Source organism: Limnohabitans sp. (genome assembly GCF_023910625.1).
GTDB lineage: Bacteria > Pseudomonadota > Gammaproteobacteria > Burkholderiales > Burkholderiaceae_C > Limnohabitans_A.
Genome location: NZ_JAAVVW010000003.1, coordinates 1,648,292 through 1,665,520, shown reverse-complemented (window position 1 = coordinate 1,665,520; position 17,229 = coordinate 1,648,292). Strand labels below are relative to the sequence as shown.

The 17,229-nt window shown below is 58.1% G+C and carries 19 protein-coding genes and 1 tRNA gene; 13 read left to right on the top strand and 7 right to left on the bottom strand.

The features are described from left to right. Nucleotides 1–25: 25 nt before the first annotated feature. Nucleotides 26–814, top strand: coding sequence for a twin-arginine translocase subunit TatC (gene tatC, locus HEQ17_RS11315; protein WP_296292842.1), 789 nt, complete (start codon nucleotides 26–28; stop codon nucleotides 812–814). Between the two features lie 54 nt (nucleotides 815–868). On the opposite strand, the gene HEQ17_RS11310 is transcribed toward tatC, so the two are convergent. Continuing rightward, on the bottom strand, nucleotides 869–2,035 hold the full coding sequence (locus HEQ17_RS11310; RefSeq protein ID WP_296292841.1) for a trypsin-like peptidase domain-containing protein: 1,167 nt from the start codon (nucleotides 2,033–2,035) through the stop codon (nucleotides 869–871). 120 nt (nucleotides 2,036–2,155) lie between these two features. Between HEQ17_RS11310 and HEQ17_RS11305 the strand changes: the two genes are divergently transcribed. Both HEQ17_RS11305 and pdxA read left to right on the top strand, forming a co-directional pair. Then, complete coding sequence (locus HEQ17_RS11305) at nucleotides 2,156–2,908, top strand: Nif3-like dinuclear metal center hexameric protein (protein ID WP_296292840.1); 753 nt, start codon at nucleotides 2,156–2,158, stop codon at nucleotides 2,906–2,908. 53 nt (nucleotides 2,909–2,961) lie between these two features. Continuing rightward, nucleotides 2,962–4,005 (top strand): 4-hydroxythreonine-4-phosphate dehydrogenase PdxA, encoded by a 1,044-nt coding sequence (pdxA, locus tag HEQ17_RS11300; RefSeq protein ID WP_296292839.1) that lies wholly within the window; start codon nucleotides 2,962–2,964, stop codon nucleotides 4,003–4,005. A gap of 14 nt (nucleotides 4,006–4,019) precedes the next feature. Here the strand turns inward: pdxA and mscL are convergent, their stop codons facing one another. Beyond that, nucleotides 4,020–4,451 (bottom strand): large conductance mechanosensitive channel protein MscL, encoded by a 432-nt coding sequence (gene mscL / locus HEQ17_RS11295; protein ID WP_296292838.1) that lies wholly within the window; start codon nucleotides 4,449–4,451, stop codon nucleotides 4,020–4,022. 137 nt (nucleotides 4,452–4,588) lie between these two features. Between mscL and petA the strand changes: the two genes are divergently transcribed. From petA to HEQ17_RS11265, 6 genes are all read left to right on the top strand, one after another. Continuing rightward, nucleotides 4,589–5,185: a ubiquinol-cytochrome c reductase iron-sulfur subunit gene (petA, locus tag HEQ17_RS11290; RefSeq protein ID WP_296292837.1), complete on the top strand. Its 597-nt coding sequence runs from the start codon at nucleotides 4,589–4,591 to the stop codon at nucleotides 5,183–5,185. 11 nt (nucleotides 5,186–5,196) lie between these two features. Then, on the top strand, nucleotides 5,197–6,606 hold the full coding sequence (locus tag HEQ17_RS11285; RefSeq protein WP_296292836.1) for a cytochrome bc complex cytochrome b subunit: 1,410 nt from the start codon (nucleotides 5,197–5,199) through the stop codon (nucleotides 6,604–6,606). Nucleotides 6,607–6,626: 20 nt separating this feature from the next. Then, nucleotides 6,627–7,391 carry a cytochrome c1 gene (locus HEQ17_RS11280; RefSeq protein WP_296292835.1) on the top strand — a complete coding sequence of 255 codons (765 nt, stop codon included), beginning with the start codon at nucleotides 6,627–6,629 and terminating at the stop codon, nucleotides 7,389–7,391. A 92-nt stretch (nucleotides 7,392–7,483) separates the two neighbouring features. Next, nucleotides 7,484–8,095 carry a glutathione S-transferase N-terminal domain-containing protein gene (locus HEQ17_RS11275; protein ID WP_108427527.1) on the top strand — a complete coding sequence of 204 codons (612 nt, stop codon included), beginning with the start codon at nucleotides 7,484–7,486 and terminating at the stop codon, nucleotides 8,093–8,095. A gap of 19 nt (nucleotides 8,096–8,114) precedes the next feature. After that, complete coding sequence (locus HEQ17_RS11270) at nucleotides 8,115–8,564, top strand: ClpXP protease specificity-enhancing factor (RefSeq protein WP_296292834.1); 450 nt, start codon at nucleotides 8,115–8,117, stop codon at nucleotides 8,562–8,564. Between the two features lie 58 nt (nucleotides 8,565–8,622). Then, nucleotides 8,623–8,698 (top strand) — tRNA-Thr (locus tag HEQ17_RS11265). Between the two features lie 58 nt (nucleotides 8,699–8,756). Here the strand turns inward: HEQ17_RS11265 and HEQ17_RS11260 are convergent. Continuing rightward, nucleotides 8,757–9,059: a hypothetical protein gene (locus HEQ17_RS11260; RefSeq protein WP_296292833.1), complete on the bottom strand. Its 303-nt coding sequence runs from the start codon at nucleotides 9,057–9,059 to the stop codon at nucleotides 8,757–8,759. 279 nt (nucleotides 9,060–9,338) lie between these two features. On the opposite strand from HEQ17_RS11260, the gene secA reads away from it, so the two are divergent. From secA to HEQ17_RS11240, 4 genes are all read left to right on the top strand, one after another. Continuing rightward, nucleotides 9,339–12,098: a preprotein translocase subunit SecA gene (gene secA / locus HEQ17_RS11255; protein ID WP_296292832.1), complete on the top strand. Its 2,760-nt coding sequence runs from the start codon at nucleotides 9,339–9,341 to the stop codon at nucleotides 12,096–12,098. A gap of 82 nt (nucleotides 12,099–12,180) precedes the next feature. After that, nucleotides 12,181–13,410 (top strand): bifunctional glutamate N-acetyltransferase/amino-acid acetyltransferase ArgJ, encoded by a 1,230-nt coding sequence (gene argJ, locus HEQ17_RS11250; protein WP_296292831.1) that lies wholly within the window; start codon nucleotides 12,181–12,183, stop codon nucleotides 13,408–13,410. Continuing rightward, nucleotides 13,407–14,297: an ATP-binding protein gene (locus HEQ17_RS11245; RefSeq protein WP_296292830.1), complete on the top strand. Its 891-nt coding sequence runs from the start codon at nucleotides 13,407–13,409 to the stop codon at nucleotides 14,295–14,297. The genes argJ and HEQ17_RS11245 overlap by 4 nt, the downstream gene beginning before the upstream one ends. Continuing rightward, complete coding sequence (locus HEQ17_RS11240) at nucleotides 14,294–14,776, top strand: NUDIX domain-containing protein (RefSeq protein ID WP_296292829.1); 483 nt, start codon at nucleotides 14,294–14,296, stop codon at nucleotides 14,774–14,776. Before HEQ17_RS11245 ends, HEQ17_RS11240 begins: the two co-directional genes overlap by 4 nt. Before the next feature lie 20 nt (nucleotides 14,777–14,796). On the opposite strand, the gene HEQ17_RS11235 is transcribed toward HEQ17_RS11240, so the two are convergent. Genes HEQ17_RS11235 through HEQ17_RS11220 form a run of 4 tightly spaced genes read right to left on the bottom strand, consistent with a single transcriptional unit; the run spans nucleotide 14,797 to nucleotide 17,229 of the window. Then, nucleotides 14,797–15,015, bottom strand: a complete 219-nt coding sequence (locus HEQ17_RS11235) for a DNA gyrase inhibitor YacG (RefSeq protein ID WP_296292828.1) — start codon at nucleotides 15,013–15,015, stop codon at nucleotides 14,797–14,799. After that, on the bottom strand, nucleotides 15,012–15,767 hold the full coding sequence (zapD, locus tag HEQ17_RS11230) for a cell division protein ZapD (RefSeq protein ID WP_296292827.1): 756 nt from the start codon (nucleotides 15,765–15,767) through the stop codon (nucleotides 15,012–15,014). Before zapD ends, HEQ17_RS11235 begins: the two co-directional genes overlap by 4 nt. A gap of 22 nt (nucleotides 15,768–15,789) precedes the next feature. Continuing rightward, the gene (gene coaE / locus HEQ17_RS11225; RefSeq protein WP_296292826.1) at nucleotides 15,790–16,404 is read right to left on the bottom strand and encodes a dephospho-CoA kinase; all 615 of its coding nucleotides are present in this window, start codon (nucleotides 16,402–16,404) and stop codon (nucleotides 15,790–15,792) included. Nucleotides 16,405–16,410: 6 nt separating this feature from the next. Then, nucleotides 16,411–17,229 (bottom strand): A24 family peptidase, encoded by an 819-nt coding sequence (locus HEQ17_RS11220; RefSeq protein WP_296292825.1) that lies wholly within the window; start codon nucleotides 17,227–17,229, stop codon nucleotides 16,411–16,413.

The following is a 17,229-nucleotide window of genomic DNA, read 5'->3' as shown; positions in this document are numbered from 1 at the left end:
TGTGCCTCGACCAACTGACCTGCCCATGTCCGATACCCCTCCCCAGCCAGAAGACGAACTCAAGGGTTCTGAGCAACCTTTTGTGGCGCACTTGATCGAGTTGCGGGATCGTCTGCTTTGGGCGGTGGCGGCGATTGCTTTGGCCGCAGCGGCTTTGGCCATTTATCCCGGCCCTGGCAGCCTGTACGACATCATGGCGGCACCTTTGGTGGTGCACCTGCCCAAAGGGGCCACCTTGATCGCCACGTCGGTCATTTCGCCTTTCATGGTGCCGCTCAAGATTTTGTTGATGTCTGCCTTTTTAATCGCTTTACCCGTGGTGCTTTACCAGGTCTGGGCCTTTGTGGCCCCCGGTTTGTACAGCCATGAGAAAAAGCTGGTCATGCCCTTGGTGGTGTCGAGCACGTTGCTGTTTTTTGTGGGCGTGGCTTTTTGTTACTTTTTCGTGTTTGGCCAGGTGTTCAGCTTTATCCAGAGTTTTGCGCCCAAGAGCATCACCGCCGCGCCAGACATTGAGGCTTACTTGAGTTTTGTGCTGTCCATGTTCCTGGCTTTTGGCTTGGCTTTTGAGGTGCCGGTGGCCGTGGTTGTTTTGGCCCGCATGGGTGTGGTCAGTGTGGAAAAACTCAAGGAGTTCAGGGGCTACTTTGTGGTGCTGGCTTTTGTGATTGCCGCTGTGGTAACGCCGCCTGATGTGGTGTCTCAGTTGGCCTTGGCCATTCCTATGTGTTTGCTCTACGAGTTGGGCATCTGGGCTGCACAGATTTTCATCAAGCACACGAAAACCCCTGAAACGCCGGCTGACGCCGCTTGAACCCCACCACCCGAAAAACGGCGGTGCGGCCCTTTTAGGGTGGCGGCCTGAGCTTCAACGTTGCTGGGTTTTGGCAGCGGGTCTTTCAGCGGGTACGAGCTGCAAGTTCATCTCGGTTTGTTGCCGCCAAACCCGCACTTGGGCAGGTGCACCCGGCTTAAGACTGGCTACTTGATGCAGCAGCTCGGATACATTGCCCACCGATTGCTGGTCCACTTGCAAAATGACATCACCCGGGCGTATGCCCGCTTTGGCAGCCGGACCGTTTTGCAAGACGCCCGAGATCACCACGCCAGAGCGCAAGGCGTTGGGTCCTGTCAGGGGAAGTTTGAAGCTTTCGGCCAATTCGGCAGACAGCTCCTGGGGCTCTACCCCGATCCAGCCGCGTATCACCTTGCCGTTTTTGAGCAGGTCTTGCATCACCTGTTTGGCGGTGGAAATCGGTATGGCAAAGCCGATGCCCATGTTGCCACCGGAGCGCGAGTATATGGCCGTGTTGATCCCCATCAAGTGGCCATTGACGTCGACAAGCGCTCCGCCAGAGTTGCCGGGGTTGATGGCGGCATCGGTTTGGATGAAGTTTTCGAAGGTGTTGATGCCCAACTGGTTGCGCCCGAGTGCGCTGACAATGCCCGAGGTCACGGTTTGGCCTACGCCAAAGGGGTTGCCGATGGCCAGCACCACATCGCCAACTTGCATGTCAGTCGTCTGGCCAAGCACAATGACGGGCAGGTTCTTCAATGGAATTTGCAACAAGGCCAGGTCGGTGTCCGGGTCGGTGCCGATGACTTTGGCCATGGTTTTTCGGCCATCGCTTAGGACGACTTCGATGTCGTCTGCGTCTTCAATGACGTGGTTGTTGGTCAGGATGTGCCCCTCGGGGCTGACGATCACGCCGCTGCCCAGACCTGCTGTGTTTTGTTCATCGGGGTCCCCGTAGAAAAACCGGAACCAGGGGTCTTGCGCGAGCGGATTGTTGTCTTTGCGTTTGCCTTTGCTGGTGTTGATGCTGACCACCGCAGGGGAGGCTTTTTGGGCTGGGGCGCTCAGACTCCCGGCGGGTCGGTTGCCGCTGGAGCTGGGCGGTGCCTGGAGCAAGGTCATGCCCTGCATGGCAGATGGGTAGCCGCTCAACCATTGGGGTTGCAATGTGGCCACGACGAACCAGATGGCCAGCAAAACCGTCACCCACTGAGAAAACAAGAGCCAATAGCGTTTCATGGTCACAGATTGTCCCTGATTCGGACCTGCAGCAGGGAGCCATGCCTGCAATCACCAGATCCACGCTGGTTGTTGGCCACCTGAGCCACAATCGCAGGTCTCAACACCATTCCTCTGCCCATGACCGATGCCAAAACCCTGGGTCAGGCCTTTGATGCCTTGCTCCAACCCGAAAAGTTCCGCGACTACGGTCCGAATGGCTTGCAGGTCGAGGGTGACCGCGATGTCAAGTTGCTCGTCAGTGGCGTGACTGCCAGTCGTGCCTTGATCGAGGCGGCCATCGCCGCCGATGCTGACGCCATTCTGGTGCACCACGGCCTGTTCTGGCGCGGACAAGACGGACGGGTCACGGGCTGGATGCGTGAGCGGCTGCGGCTGTTGCTGGCGCATGGCATCCACCTTTTTGCGTTCCACCTGCCGCTCGATGGGCACCCGCAGTTGGGCAATAACGCCCAACTGGCCCGCGTGCTGGGCTTGCAGGTGCAAGGCCGTTTTGGTGAGCAAGACTTGGGCTTTTGGGGGGTCGGCCCCCAAGTTTGGGCGCAGCCTCAGGATTTGGCTGACCATGTGCGGCTGGCTTTGGGACGCACGGTGACCTGCGTTGGCGACCTGCACCGCCCGGTGCGGCGAGTGGCTTGGTGTTCCGGCGGGGCGCAGGGTTATTTTGAAGCGGCCATGGCGGCTGGGGCGGATGCTTTCATCACCGGCGAGATTTCCGAGCCGCAAGCCCACCTGGCGCGAGAAACCGGTGTGGCTTTCCTGGCCTGTGGGCACCATGCCAGCGAACGCTATGGTGCCCCGGCCGTGGGGGCACATATGGCGCAAAGCTTGGGTTTTTCTCACCGATTCATCGACATCGATAACCCCGCCTGATGGCATTGCCGCGCACGCGGTGGCCCTCGGTACATCGAAAGAGCCCATTGACCATGAAATTACCCATCGCCATCACCCCCGGAGATCCGTGTGGCATTGGCCCGGAGATCATCGCCAAGGCCTGGCGCGACGCGCCCGAGTTGACCCGTGGCTGTTTTGTGGCGGGCGATGTGGGCTTGATGCGCCGCGCCTTGGCTTTGGTGCAGCCGGTGCCTGCTTTGCCGGTGTGCGGCATCGATTCACCCGCCCAGGCGCTGGAGCTGCCGCCCCGGTGCTTGCCAGTGCTGCAAGTGGGGCCGGTGGCTCCCGTTTTGCCTTGGGGGCAAGTTGACGCCCGCGCCGGGCAATTGGCAGGTGAGTCGGTGTTGTGGGCCACACGGGCTGCTTTGCGAGGCGAGGTATCGGCGCTCGTGACGGCCCCTTTGCACAAAAAAGCCTTGCACGCCGCAGGTGCCCCGTACGATCAGTACCCCGGCCACACTGAGCTGTTACAGGCCGAGGCAGCCCGTCATGCTGGGGTGTCTGTTGACCAAATGCCGGTGCGCATGATGTTGGCCAATGACGAGCTGCGCACCGTGTTGGTCAGCATCCATGTCTCGCTGCGCGAGGCGCTGGAGGCGATCACTCTAGAGCGGGTGCTGCAGACCTTGCACATCACCGACACGGCATTGGCCCGGATGCTGGGGCGCAGACCTCGCATCGCAGTGGCAGGGGTCAACCCGCATGCCGGTGAGGGCGGCTTGTTTGGTCGTGAAGAAATCGAGGTGTTGCAGCCTTGCCTGGCGCTGGCCCGCCTGGAGGGCTTGGATGTGCATGGGCCCTGTGCGCCTGACACCGTGTTCATGCGGGCGCGCCAACGCGCCGACGGGCAGCGTGAATTTGATGTGGTCATTGCGATGTATCACGACCAGGGCTTGATCCCGGTCAAGTACCTTGGGGTGGAGCAGGGCGTGAACGTGACTTTGGGCTTGCCTTTGATCAGGACCAGCCCGGATCACGGCACCGCCATGGACTTGGCGGGTCAAGGCCTGGCCGATGCCAGCAGCATGGTTCGGGCCATTCGAATGGCCCGTCAGCTTGCCCATGGGGGCCCCTGAGGGACCAACGAGGTTCAGGATTGGCGGTTCAGGCTGTCCCGAATTTCTCGCAGTAACGCCACCTCTTCAGTGAGCTCGGGTGCCTTGGGTGCTGGAGTTTCGGCGGGTTGAAGTGACTTGAGCCGGTTGATTTGCCGAACCATCAAGAAAATGATGAAAGCTAGGATAAAAAAGTTCAAGGCCACGGTGATGAAGTTGCCATACGCAAAAACTGCGCCGAGTTTCTTGGCTTCCGCAAGAGACAAGTTGGCGGTTTGTCCTGACAGTGGCCAGTAGTAGTTGGCAAAGTCCAAACCACCAAAAACCAAACTGACCAGTGGCATGATCACGTCGGCCACCAATGAGTCAACGATCTTGGCGAACGCAGCACCGACAATGACGCCCACCGCCAGGTCAACGACGTTGCCTTTGAGTGCAAATGTTTTGAATTCCTGGATAAATGCCATGGGAAAACCCCCTGCTGTGGTTGCAGCTGCCATTGTGACCCATTCATGCAGAGGCCTATTGAGTTGTAAGTCGCTTATCTGTTTCACTCCGCTACAATCATGGGTTGACCCTGATAACGACTCGCTAGAGGATTCCCATGAGTGACACCCCAGTCGACAACAGCAAGCGGACCTGGCTGATTGCTTCTACTTGTGCAGGTGCTGTAGGCGCTGGCTTTGTGGCCACCCCCTTCGTCAGCAGCTTTCAACCGTCCGAACGCGCCAAGGCTGCTGGAGCCGCTGTTGAAGTGGATATTTCCGCTTTGAACCCCGGTGAAAAGCTGACCGTCGAATGGCGCGGCAAACCCGTTTGGATCATGAAGCGTTCGCCCGAGCAGCTCGAATCCTTGAAAAAGACCGAGTCCCAGTTGGCGGACCCTGCTTCCGAGCGCACGGCTTATCCGACCCCTGAATATGCCAAGAACCAGCACCGCTCGATCAAGCCAGAGGTGATGGTGGCTGTGGGCATTTGCACGCATTTGGGTTGTTCGCCTGCCGATAAATTTGCGCCAGGCCCTCAGCCCTCGCTGCCCGATGATTGGAATGGCGGTTTCCTGTGTGCCTGCCATGGCTCCACTTTTGATTTTGCCGGTCGCGTCTTCAAGAACAAGCCTGCACCTGACAACCTTGAAGTGCCGCCGCACATGTACCTGTCTGACACCAAGTTGCTTATTGGTGAGGACAAAAAGGCTTGATGGAGTACAACATGGCTCAATTCAAAGAAATCTCTCCAAATGCTCCCGTCGGTGAAAAGCTGCTCAACTGGGTGGACAACCGTTTTCCGGCCTCCAAGCTGTACAAGGAGCACCTTTCCGAGTACTACGCTTCCAAAAACCTGAATTTTTGGTACGTGTTTGGCGCGTTGTCGCTGCTGGTTCTGGTCATCCAGATCGTGACCGGCATCTTTTTGGTCATGCATTACAAGCCCGATGCTGCATTGGCGTTTGCTTCGGTCGAGTACATCATGCGCGATGTGCCCTGGGGCTGGTTGATCCGCTACATGCACTCGACAGGCGCCTCTGCTTTCTTCGTTGTGGTGTACCTGCACATGTTCCGGGGTTTGATGTACGGCTCGTACCGCAAGCCGCGCGAACTGGTTTGGATTTTCGGTTGCGCCATTTTCCTGGTGCTGATGGCCGAAGCCTTCATGGGTTATCTGCTGCCTTGGGGCCAGATGTCTTACTGGGGCGCTCAGGTGATCGTGAACCTGTTCTCGGCCGTGCCTGTGATCGGACCTGATTTGGCTTTGCTGATCCGCGGCGACTTCGTGGTGGGCGACGCCACCCTGAACCGCTTTTTCAGCTTCCACGTCATCGCCGTGCCTTTGGTGCTGCTGGGCCTGGTGGTGGCGCACATCATTGCGCTGCACGAAGTGGGCTCCAACAACCCCGATGGCGTTGAAATCAAGGCTGCAGATGCCCCCAAGGATGCCAAAGGTAACCCTTTGGATGGCATTCCGTTCCACCCTTACTACACCGTTCATGACATTTTCTCTGTGAGCGTGTTCCTGATGGCTTTCAGCGCGGTGGTGTTCTTTGCGCCTGAATTCGGTGGTTATTTCCTGGAGTACAACAACTTCATTCCGGCCGACCCGTTGACCACGCCTTTGCACATTGCACCTGTTTGGTACTTCACGCCGTTTTATTCCATGCTGCGTGCCATCACGACAGAGATGATGTACGTTTTGGTGTTGTGTGTGGTGGTGGGCGCTTTCTTGGCTGTGGCCAAGGGCAAACTGCCTGCTTTGCTCAAAGGCGGTTTGGTGGGTGCAAGTATTGTGATTTGTGTGTTGCTTTTGTCCATTGACGCCAAGTTCTGGGGTGTGGTGGTCATGGGCGCTGCAGTGATCATTTTGTTCTTCTTGCCTTGGCTCGATTACAGTCCTGTCAAGTCGATCCGGTACCGTCCTGACTGGCACAAATATGTCTATGCAGTGTTCGTGATCAACTTCCTGATCTTGGGCTATTTGGGCGTCAAGCCGCCCTCGCCCATCGGTGAGCGGGTGTCCCAAGTGGGTACCCTGTTCTATTTTGGCTTCTTCCTGTTGATGCCTTGGTGGAGCAAGCTGGGCACGTTCAAGCAAGTGCCTGACCGCGTGACCTTCACGCCTCACTGAGACCCCGGAGAGTCAAGATCATGAAAAACCTCAAGAAACTCGCACTCGGCTTTGTGGTGGCCCTTGGTATGGTGGCAGGTGCTCATGCAGCCGGGGGCGGTATTGCCTGGGACAAGGCTCCCAAGAAAACCAACGATCTGGCCGCTTTGCAAAATGGTGCCAAGTTGTTTGTCAACTACTGCCTGAACTGCCATTCGGCTGCCTTCATGCGTTACAACCGCCTGAAAGACATTGGTCTGACCGATCAGCAGATCAAGGACAACTTGATGTTCACCACCGAAAAAGTGGGTGACACTATGAAGGCCGCCATCGATCCGGTGCAGGCCAAAGAGTGGTTCGGCAAAAACCCGCCTGACCTCACCCTGATGGCGCGTTCACGTTCCGGCCCAGGTGGTACCGGGGCTGATTACCTCTACACTTACATGCGCACCTACTATCGCGACGATTCCAAGCCAATAGGCTGGAACAACTTGGCTTATCCCAACGTGGGTATGCCCAACCCGCTTTGGCAGCTGCAAGGTGAGCGCGAGCCCATCTTTGAAGAAAAAGAAGACAAAGGTCAAAAAGTCCAGGTTTTCAAAGGCTGGAAACAAACCAAGCCGGGCACGATGACCCCTTTGGAATACGATCAGGCCATCGGTGATCTGGTTGGCTATATGCAGTGGATGGCAGAACCGGCTCAAAACACACGCGTACGCATTGGTGTGTGGGTTTTGATTTTCTTGTCCTTTTTTACCTTCATCGCATGGCGTTTGAATGCGGCGTATTGGAAAGACGTCAAGTAAATGAGCTTTCACCCGGCTTTCCAGCCGGGCTCTTTGGAGTGGCGGGCCTTTGGGGCCTCCCACTCTTTTTGATTTATTGAGGAGCCTCCACCATGATGGTGCTTTATTCTGGAACCACTTGTCCTTTTTCTCACCGCTGCCGCTTTGTGCTGTTCGAAAAAGGCATGGACTTTGAAATACGTGATGTGGACTTGTACAACAAGCCCGAAGACATCAATGTGATGAATCCCTACGGCCAGGTGCCGATCCTGGTGGAACGTGATCTGATCCTGTACGAGTCGAACATCATCAACGAGTACATTGATGAGCGTTTCCCTCATCCGCAACTGATGCCCGGCGACCCGGTGGACCGTGCCCGTGTCCGCTTGTTCTTGCTCAATTTCGAGAAAGAGCTGTTCACGCATGTGCTGACGCTGGAAAACCGCGCCCTCAAAGGCAATGACAAGGCGCTAGAAAAAGCCCGTTCGCACATCCGCGACCGTCTGACACAGTTGGCACCCGTCTTCCTGAAGAACAAGTTCATGTTGGGTGACAACTTTTCGATGCTTGATGTCGCGATTGCCCCTTTGTTGTGGCGTCTGGACTACTACGGCATTGAGTTGAGCAAAAACGCAGCGCCCTTGCTCAAATACGCAGAGCGTATTTTTTCGCGTCCAGCCTACATTGAGGCACTCACGCCTTCTGAAAAAGTCATGCGCAAGTAAATCCGGGGAGGTCTCCACCATGATCAGCAGTACCGAACTGCCCTCCACTCGTCCTTACCTTATTCGGGCTTTGTACGACTGGTGCTCAGACAACGGTTTTACGCCTTATGTGGCCGTCAAGGTAGACCAGTCGGTGCAGGTACCCCGTGAATACGTGCAAGGTGGTGAGATCGTGCTCAATGTCAGCATGGATGCCACCAGCTCGCTCAAACTGGGCAATGAATTCATTGAGTTCAAGGCCCGTTTTGGTGGACAACCTCGTGACATCATGGTGCCGATTCATCGGGTCATGGCCATTTATGCACGTGAAAATGGTCAAGGCATGGCTTTTCCTGTGAGTGATGACGCCACCGCAGAGCCTCCCGCATTGTCTGCCGTGCCCGTACAAGATGCGCCGGTGGATGAGGGCGATGATCCTCCGCCACCGAGCTCCGGCTCTGCACGCCCGGCCTTGAAACGGATCAAGTGAAAGAATTAACGGTGCCAGGCCCTTAAATGGCTATGGATCACGTTAGAATCTGTGCCGTGCCGCTTTAGCTCAGTTGGTAGAGCACCCGCCTTGTAAGCGGTAGGTCGTCAGTTCGAATCCGACAAGCGGCACCATCATTGAAGCCCTGTTCCTTTACTGGTCGGGGCTTTTTTGTGGGTAGTCTCCTGATGGTCAACGTTTGTGGACCTTCAACCGAATCGAGTCCACGCCGATCCCTTGCTGGCTCAAGTGGGATTGCAAGGCGGGCAACATTTGTCGAACCTTGGCTGCCACCGCATTGGAGTCCACCAACAAACACCAGCAGCCCTGCTCAAGCGGACCCGCCTGCACGCTGGTGCGCAACCCGGCGGGCAACAGGCTTCGGATGGCATGCATACGATCCGCAGATTCCCGCACACGCCCCATCAACAGGGACAAAGTCGGTGACTCTTGTGCGGCTTGCTGCAGTGGGATGGATTGGTGACGTCTATGCATGGTGCGGTCTTGGGGGCTCTACGATTATCCTGCACAGTCGCAACGAGGCGGCGAAACTTGACGCGATGGGTTAGGGAATGCAAGCAAGCCAGAGCCTTGTTGGGGCCATGGCCCTTGTGATGAACGGCTAAAATGATCGGCTCAAGTCGGGCATCCTGCAGGATGCACGGCCAGGGCGATCACGGCGCAGACCAACAAAGCCCGGTTTCATGAACTCTTTTATTTGACAGGATAGACGGTCCGTTTTTCGGCCCCAGGCTGAAGGTGGACCCAACTGACATGGCCATCCCTTTCCTCACCAAGATTTTCGGCAGTCGCAACGACCGCCTGCTCAAGCAGTACCGCAAAACCGTTGAGCGCATCAATGCTTTGGAGGCTGGACTGGAAGCGCTGAGCGATGATGAGCTCAAAGTCAAAACCCAACTGTTCAAGGACCGCGCAGCCGCTGGTGAAAGCCTGGATGTCTTGTTGCCAGAGGCTTTCGCTGTGGTGCGAGAAGGCTCCAAGCGCGTCATGAAGATGCGCCATTTTGATGTGCAGTTGGCTGGGGGTATTGCCCTGCACAACGGCAAGATTGCCGAAATGCGAACGGGTGAGGGCAAGACACTGACCTCGACCCTGCCTGCCTATCTCAATGCAATCGCAGGCAAAGGGGTTCACGTGGTCACGGTGAACGATTACCTGGCCAGCCGTGATGCGCAGTGGATGGGTAAATTGTTCAACTTTTTGGGTCTGTCGGTGGGCATTAACTTGCCCCAGATGACGCGCCAAGAAAAGCAAGCGGCCTACACGTCAGACATCACCTACGGAACCAACAACGAGTATGGATTTGACTACCTGCGCGACAACATGGTCCATGAAGCCAATGACCGGGTTCAGCGTTCGCTTCATTACGCCATCATTGACGAGGTGGACTCCATCCTGATCGACGAGGCACGTACCCCTCTGATCATCAGCGGCCAGGCCGAAGACCACACGGCCACTTACATCTCGATGAAGCAGTTGGTGCCCCTTCTCAGCCGTCAGGAAGGCGAGGCGGATCCGCGCACGGGCGAAGGCATCATCACGCCTGGCGATTTCACTGTGGATGAAAAAGCGCATCAGATTTTTCTGACCGAACAAGGTCACGAAAAAGCCGAAGCGGTTCTGGCGCAATTGGGCTTGATCCCCGAAGGTGCGAGCCTGTACGACCCGGCCAACATCACGCTGATGCACCATTTGAATGCTGCTTTGCGTGCTCAGCATCTGTACCACCGTGACCAGCACTATGTGGTGCAAGAGGGCGAAATCATCATCGTTGACGAGTTCACCGGGCGCTTGATGACGGGACGCCGATGGAGCGATGGCCTGCACCAGGCCGTTGAGGCCAAGGAGGGCGTGCATATCCAAGCCGAAAACCAGACGCTGGCTTCCATCACCTTTCAGAACTATTTCCGTCTGTACAACAAGATCGGCGGCATGACGGGAACGGCAGACACCGAGGCCTATGAATTCCAGGAGATCTATGGTCTGGAGACCATGGTGATTCCGCCGCACCGCAAGAGCCAGCGCGAAGACCAGCTGGATCGGGTGTACAAAACTTCACAAGAGCGTTACACCGCGGCCATTGCTGACATCCGCGAATGTCACGAGCGTGGCCAGCCGGTGCTGGTGGGCACCACTTCGATTGAAAACTCGGAGCTGATTGCGCAACTGCTGACGCAGCAAAAGCTGCCACACCAGGTGCTCAACGCCAAACAGCATGCCCGCGAAGCCGACATTGTGGCCCAGGCCGGACGTCCCGGCATGATCACCATCGCCACCAATATGGCCGGTCGTGGCACCGACATTGTGTTGGGCGGCAACATTGAAAAAGACGTGCAGGCCATCGAGGCCGATGAGAGTCTGCCCGAAGCTGCGCGTCAAAAGCGAATCCATGAACTGCGTGAGCAATGGAAATTGGTGCACGAACAGGTCAAGGCTTTGGGCGGTTTGCGCATCATCGCCACCGAACGCCATGAGTCACGCCGAATCGACAACCAGCTGCGAGGACGTTCGGGTCGCCAGGGAGATCCCGGCTCTTCACGCTTTTACCTGAGCCTGGACGATCCGCTCATGCGTATTTTTGCGGGTGACCGGGTGCGCTCCATCATGGATCGCCTGAAGATGCCCGAGGGCGAGGCCATCGAGGCGGGCATTGTCACGCGCAGCATTGAAGGGGCACAGCGCAAAGTCGAAGCGCGTAACTTTGACATTCGCAAGCAGCTGCTCGAATACGACGATGTCTCCAATGACCAGCGCAAGGTGATTTACCAGCAGCGCAACGACATCCTTGATGCACAGGATTTGAACGCCCAAATCGCCGCTTTACGCGAAGGTTGCTTTACCGACTTGGTCCGCCAGTATGTGCCGGTGGAATCGGTGGAGGAGCAATGGGATCTGCAGTCCCTAGAAAAAGCCTTATCCGAAGAATGGGGCATCGCACTCGATTTGCAAGACCAGGTTCAGGCATCCAACGCTATCACTGATGAGGATCTTGTCGAGAAAGTGCTGGCCCAAGCCCATGCGAAGTTCCAGACCAAACTCGATCAAGTGGGGGCCGAAAGCTTCCTCTCTTTTGAGCGCATGATTTTGTTGCAGAGTATCGACACCCATTGGCGCGAGCACCTGAGTGCGCTCGATTACCTGCGCCAGGGCATTCATCTGCGGGGTTATGCCCAAAAGCAACCCAAGCAGGAATACAAGCGCGAAGCGTTTGAACTGTTTGGTCAATTGCTCGATTCGGTCAAAAATGAAGTGACCCGCACTTTGATGACCGTGCGCGTCGACTCGGGCGATCAGATGCAGCAAGCCGCACAGGCCATCGAAGAACGCGCTGAGCAAATCAGCAACGTGACCTACACCGCCCCGGATGAAACCGGCCAGCCCCAAGTGCAAGCCGCTGGAGCTGCTCCTGGCTTGACGGGTTTGACCAGTTCTTGGGGCCAGGTTGGGCGCAACGAGCCTTGCCCCTGCGGCAGCGGCAAAAAATTCAAACATTGCCACGGCAAACTGGCCTGAAAAGGCTGGACGAATGAAACGGGCTTCGGCCCGTTTTGTCCTTGTGCCGTCTGACTACCGATTGTTTTCCTGAAGGATGTTTATGCCCGTGAATTTGCCCCCTCTGGACCCCGCCCAACTCCAGCCCATCGCGGGCGTGCGCATCGGCATCGCCGAAGCAGGCGTACGCAAAGCCAACCGCAAAGACCTCACCGTGTTTTTGCTGGACGAGGGCGCCAATGTGGCAGGCGTGTTCACCCGCAACCGTTTTTGCGCCGCCCCTGTGCAGGTTTGCCGCGAGCACTTGGCCGTTGGCAGCGCGGTGCGCGCCTTGGTCGTCAACACCGGCAATGCCAATGCCGGCACGGGTGCGCCGGGCTTGGCCCATGCCCGCCAGACCTGTGAAGCCTTGGCCGGTTTGCTGCACTGCACGTCCGCGCAAGTGCTGCCTTTTTCGACCGGCGTGATCATGGAGCCGCTGCCAGTGGGCCGCATCGTGGCGGGCCTGCCTGCTGCACTGGCAGACGCGCAAGCCGCTCACTGGGCCAAGGCCGCAGAAGGCATCATGACCACCGACACCGTGCCCAAAGCGGCCAGTGTCCAGGTGCATGTGGGTGGCAAAACCGTCAGCATCACCGGCATCAGCAAAGGTGCGGGCATGATCCGCCCTAACATGGCCACCATGCTGGGTTTTGTGGCCACCGATGCCTGCATTGACCCCGCATTGCTGCCCGCATTGGCCAAGCAACTGGCCGATGGTTCGTTCAACCGCATCACCATCGACGGCGACACCTCGACCAACGATTCCTTCATGTTGATCGCCACGCACAAGGCGGCGCATGCCCCCATCACCTCGCTGGACAGCGCCGATGGTCAGGCCTTGCTTGAGGGCCTGATGCAAGTGGCCCGCCAGCTGGCCCACGCCATCGTGCGCGATGGCGAGGGCGCCACCAAGTTCATCACCGTGCAGGTCGAAGGCGGCCGCACGGGCCAAGAGTGCCGCCAGGTGGCTTATGCGATCGCGCATTCGCCCTTGGTCAAAACCGCTTTTTTTGCCAGCGACCCCAACCTGGGCCGCATCCTGGCCGCCGTGGGTTATGCGGGCATCGAGGATTTGGACCAAGGCCTGATCGAGCTCCACCTGGACGACGTGCATGTGGTCTCGCAAGGCGGACGCCGCGCCGAGTACCGCGAAGAAGACGGTCAGCGTGTGATGAAGGGCAGCGAGATCACCGTGCGCGTTGGCCTGGGCCGCGGCGCCGCCAGCGACACCGTCTGGACCTGCGACCTGAGCCACGATTACGTCACCATCAACGCGGATTACCGTTCATGAATTCTCCTGCTTCTTCAGCTCTGGACCAACTGCTGGCCAAAGTCAGCCAGTTGGTGGACCGCATCGAGTCGGTCTTGCCCCAACCCCTGTCGGCCCCCGACTGGACGCAAGCCATTGCCTGGCGCTACCGCAAGCGTTCTTCAGGCCATGGCGTGATGGAGCCGGTGCGCCATGTGGCGGCCATGACGCTCGATGACCTCAAGGAAATCGACGACCAAAAAGAAAAGCTGCAACGCAACACCGAGCAGTTTGTGCATGGCCATCCGGCCAACAATGTGCTGCTCACGGGCGCACGCGGCACCGGCAAATCCTCGCTCATCAAGGCGTGCCTGAACACCTATGCACCGCAAGGCTTGCGCCTGATCGAGGTGGACAAGCAAGACCTGACCGATTTGCCCGACATCATCGAGGTGGTATCCGGGCGGGATGAAAAGTTCATTGTGTACTGCGACGACCTGAGCTTTGAAGACGGTGAGCCGGGCTACAAGGCGCTCAAGTCCATTTTGGACGGCACTGTGGCTGCCTCGACCCCCAACGTGCTGGTGTACGCGACCAGCAACCGCCGCCACCTCTTGCCCGAGTACATGAGCGAGAACCTCACCTACAAGCACACCGACGACGGCGAAGTGCACCCGGGTGAAGGCGTGGAAGAGAAAATTTCCCTGTCCGAGCGCTTTGGCCTGTGGATCAGTTTCTACCCTTTCTCACAGGACGAGTACCTGACCATCGCAGGCCAATGGCTCAGCGCCCTGGGAGCCACACCCGCGCAAATCGAGGCCGCTCGCCCCGATGCGTTGCTCTGGGCTTTGGAACGCGGTTCGCGCAGTGGCCGTGTGGCATACCAATTTGCCCGCGACATGATGGGTCGCCAATCGGATCGCGCATGAGCACAGGCCTGCTGGTCGCAGACGGTGAGCGTGTACGGCAAGACCTGGCAAAGGGCCAGGCCGAGCGCGCCGTCGTCGATGTGGCCGTGGGTGTTTTGCTCCAAGCCGATGGCCAGTTTTTGCTGACCTCGCGCCCCGAAGGCAAGGTGTACGCAGGCTATTGGGAGTTCCCTGGCGGCAAACTGGAAGCGGGCGAGTCGGTTGAGCAAGCTTTGCGTCGCGAGTTGCAAGAAGAGCTGGGCATCACGATCGGGCCAGCGCAAGTTTGGAAAACCCAGATGGTCGACTACCCCCACGCCCTGGTGCGCTTGCACTTTTGCAAGGTGTGGGCGTGGCAGGGTGAGTTGCAAATGCGCGAAGCCCAATCGCATGCCTGGCAGACGCTGCCGGTGGCAGTGGTGCCTGTGCTGCCGGGTACGGTGCCGGTACTGGGGTGGCTGGCTGATGAGCGCAGCTTCAGTGGGCCCACGTACGCATAATGCAGGCCCGCGTGACAGGTTTATTGCTGACGTGGCTCGCCAAATGCTTCGTCCAGCGGGCTGTCGTCGGGCAGTTTGAATGCTTCGCTGGCCCAGGCCCCCAGATCAACACCTTTGCAACGCGCGCTGCAAAACGGGCGGTAGGGGTTGGCAGGGCTGTATAGGCTTAAGCCCGAGCAGGCAGGGCAGCGCACCTTGCGGGGTGCGAAATCTTGTTGGGCTTGATTTGCTTCGCTCATGTGCACAAAGTGATCTCGAAGGGCACGTCATCGGTGGTGGGGACCAATTTCCCGTTTCTTTGCTGGCGCATCATGTGGATCACCAACAGGAAGCGGTTACAGCCGATCTCGGGGGTGATGCCCAGTGTGTCGTCGATCTTCAGGCGCAGTAGCTGATAGCTGCGGCCTTGGGACAGGTTTTGCTGCAATTGCCCTGCTGTGGCCATGACCTTTTGGCTGTTGCCCGATTCGCGCAGAATTTGCAGCAGCAATTTCAAGGCCTGTGCCAAGGGTCCAAAAGGCTCCACCCATTGCACCAGGTCTTGCTTTCGGCTGGCTGCTGCTTGGTGTTGCCAAGCGTGGTATGCGGGCAAGTCAAATTCACAGGCGCCGGCCGGAATCACGGCCCGACTGCGCAAGGCCATCAGGAAATCGTTGTCGCTCAGGCTTTGGCCGATCTTGCCAGAGACCTGATTGAGAGCCTCAAAGTGATCATCGAGCTGGGTTATCACGTCGTCGAGGGCTCGCTCGGAGATGGCAGGGTTGCCAAGGTATCCGTTGTAGATTTGTCGAAGGCGTTCCAGGTCTTTCAGGAGATCGGATTTGAGCTCGGAGCGTGAGGCCACTTCGACGATCTCGAACACAGTGGTCAGGGCAAAGTGGTGGTCAACCGCGTCTGTGCGAGCCATCAATTGACCCAGGCGGTTGAAGAGGTGTTGCAACCGCAGGTATGTGCGAATGCGTTCGTTAAAAGGGTATTCGTAAAGAATCACACAGCGTCTTCCAGTCCTGCCATCATAGCCCGAAGTCAGCAGCCACCTGGGCCACATGGGCGTCTAATTTGGCCAAACTCAGGCCTTGGTTGTAGATCACCACATCGGAGCAGGCCAAGCGCTGCGCGCGCGAGGCTTGCAGCCCCACAATGCGGTCAATTTCTTCCGCTGTCAGTCCACTGCGGACCATTACCCTTTGTTTTTGTGTATCGGTATCGCAGTCCACCACGAGCACCCGGTCGACCTGTTGGCGCCAGCGATGGCCCGACTCAACCAGCAGGGGCACATCGAACACCAGCACCTGACGGCCGCTTTGCACCGCAGCGTGTGCCTGCTCTGCCGTGATCTGGCTGACCAAAGGGTGGATGATGGCTTCGAGTTGCTTTTTGGCTGCCGCATTTCGGAACACCCGCTGGCGCATGGCTTGTCGGTCCATCGCGCCTTGGGCATCGATCACCTGTGGCCCGAATGCCTGGGCAATCGGGGTGATCGCCCGGCCACCAGCCGCGGTCAGGCTGCGCGAAATCGCGTCGGCATCGATCACGGCGGCACCACGTGCGGCCAGCATGCTGGCCACTGTGCTTTTGCCGCAGCCAATACCTCCAGTTAAACCGAGGCGCCAAGTGCGTAGAGGCATGTCTGTTCAGATCCAGAACCAGGGTAGGGGGCCAAAGTTCATGACCCACAAACCTGCGAAGACAAGGTAGGGCCCAAAGGCCAGTTCGCCATTGTCTGACAATTGTCCGCGCAGCTTCAAGGCCAGGCCGCCCAGGACGCCGGTCAAGGAAGCGATCAGCACGAGCGACAGCAAAGCGGGCCAGCCCAACCAGGCCCCGAGAGCGGCCAAGAGTTTGAAGTCGCCCTGTCCCATGCCGTCTTTACCGGTGACGCCTTTGAACAACCAATATACCCACCAAAGAAAAAGATAGCCCGCCACGGCTCCCCACAGTGCATCGCCCAAACCGAGGTCTGACAAGCCCAGGTGTGCAGCCAGCAGGCCAGACCAGACCAGGGGCTGGGTGATGGCATCGGGGAGCAGGTGTGTGGCGGCATCGATGGCGGCCAGGGTCACCAAGGCCGCAGCAAAACCAGCCCAAGCCATTGCCTGGATACTCCAGCCATACCGCGACACCACAGCCATGAAAAGCCCAGCCGTGATCAATTCAACGACCGGGTATCGCCACGGAATCGGGGCTCGACAGTGCGCACATTGCCCGCGCAGGGCCATGAAGCTGAGCACAGGTATGTTCTCTCGCCACCCCAAAGGATGTTGGCATTGAGGACAATGTGAACGTGGCACGGCCAGGTTGAAGGACCACTTGCGTGCGCTCGCTTCGTGGTTGGCCGCGTCCCACTGTGCTTGCATCATCAAGGGCAAGCGGTAGATCACCACATTCAGGAAGCTGCCGATCATCAGACCCAGCAAGCCTGCCCATCCGAAGGTCAAAACGCTGTTGCTCAT